1 protein-coding gene is annotated in these 1,581 nt (G+C 37.9%); it reads right to left on the bottom strand.

Features of this window, described 5'->3' with window-relative positions:
• Positions 1-109 precede the first annotated feature (109 nt).
• Positions 110-1,291, bottom strand: coding sequence for an IS110 family RNA-guided transposase (locus IEU71_RS10065; RefSeq protein ID WP_004913986.1), 1,182 nt, complete (start codon positions 1,289-1,291; stop codon positions 110-112).
• Positions 1,292-1,581: the final 290 nt, after the last annotated feature.

Below are 1,581 nucleotides of genomic sequence, written 5' to 3' on the forward strand. Positions count from 1 at the left end.
AAAAACAACTAAATGTAGAATAATAATTTGGTTGAACGACAAATAAACGTTTTAAATTACTATTTTAAAACGTTCCCATGGTTTGTTAATTAAGAGGTGAAATTATGAGTTATATGAGCTTAGATTCGTCATAGTATTGATGATGTTTTAACAGGTAATAGATGATACGCACCAGTTTTTTAGCGACATGAGTCATGACAACATAATAGTGCTTGCCCTCGTCAAGTTTCTTTTGACGGTATTGACGTAAAGTCGGCGACCAATGAGAAGCATATTCAGCTGCTTGGCACAACGCCCAACGCAATGATGTCGAACCACGTTTAACTATTTTACCCGTGGCATTCATCTGGCCAGATTGATAAACAGAAGGTTCTAAGCCGGCAAAAGCTAATAGCTGATCAGGTGACTGAAAATTATTAATGTGATTGATTTCGGCTAGAATAACGCTACCCAAACGATTAGAAATACCAGTAATGGAAGTGACAATAGCTGCTTCGTCTAAGCTGTTCATTATTTGTGCAATCTCTTGGTCGATGGCATTGATTTGTTCATCATATAAACGAATCACGGATATGGTCTGAACAAGTTCTAACGCGTTAGCTGGTGAGGACAACCCAATAGATTGTTTGGCTAGAACTTTAAGTTGCTGAGCCATATCAAGTCGATTGCCATGATTATGCAATAGCTTAACAAGCGCATTAGTATGAGCGCGACTCAATTTAGCAGGTGAAGGATATTTTGTTAACAAATCATAGACATACTGATAGTGTAAATTTGTTTTGCCAATGAAACAAGCTAGTTCAGGGAACAAGATATCGAGTAGACGAATGTATTGCGTCTTGAGCTTAGAACGACTATCAGTTAACCGATTGCGATGATGCGTTAAAAACTTGAGTTCTTGCATGTTGAAATTGGGCTTAAAACGATCCGATGATAAATCAGTAGCTAACTTTTTAGCAATTGTTAGTGCATCAGCTTTATCCGTTTTTGTCTTACGAAGAGTCAATGTTCTAGCAAATTCTTTAATCAAAAATGGATTATAAGCGAAAGTGGGATAAGCATTGGCTTGCAGGAATAAGAGCAAATTCAAATGGTAATGGCCAGTGGCTTCCATTGCGATGCGGATATCATCGTTAGTATCGGCTGATAACTGAATCAAAGATTGGTGCAGTGTTGCAAAACCTTGACGACTATTAAGAATACGGAGATGCCGTAAGACAACCAGACCATTGTCGTCAAGAACAGCGACATCATGATGTGATTTAGCGACATCAATACCAACGAAAAGCATAAAAGAATCCTCCTAGGGAATAAAGTAATCGATGATGCGACATGATAAACACGGGCTAATTGCCAATGTAACCTTACGCGAAATAAACAGTCAAAATTCAAAGCAGAACCAAGCCGTATCAAACTTATTACCAATACGACAAAAAACCGTGATTAGAGCCTTTCTGAACCAGTCACCGATGGTAAAGGTGCTGTTGGAAAATAAAAACTAATTCACGGCGCATCATCCATCTAAGTATAAATTTTATACTCAGAGCATGTAGGAGCTACCTACGAATAATAATATAAGGA

Origin of the sequence: Leuconostoc falkenbergense, assembly GCF_014634805.1 — a bacterium.
Taxonomy (GTDB): Bacteria; Bacillota; Bacilli; order Lactobacillales; family Lactobacillaceae; genus Leuconostoc; species Leuconostoc falkenbergense.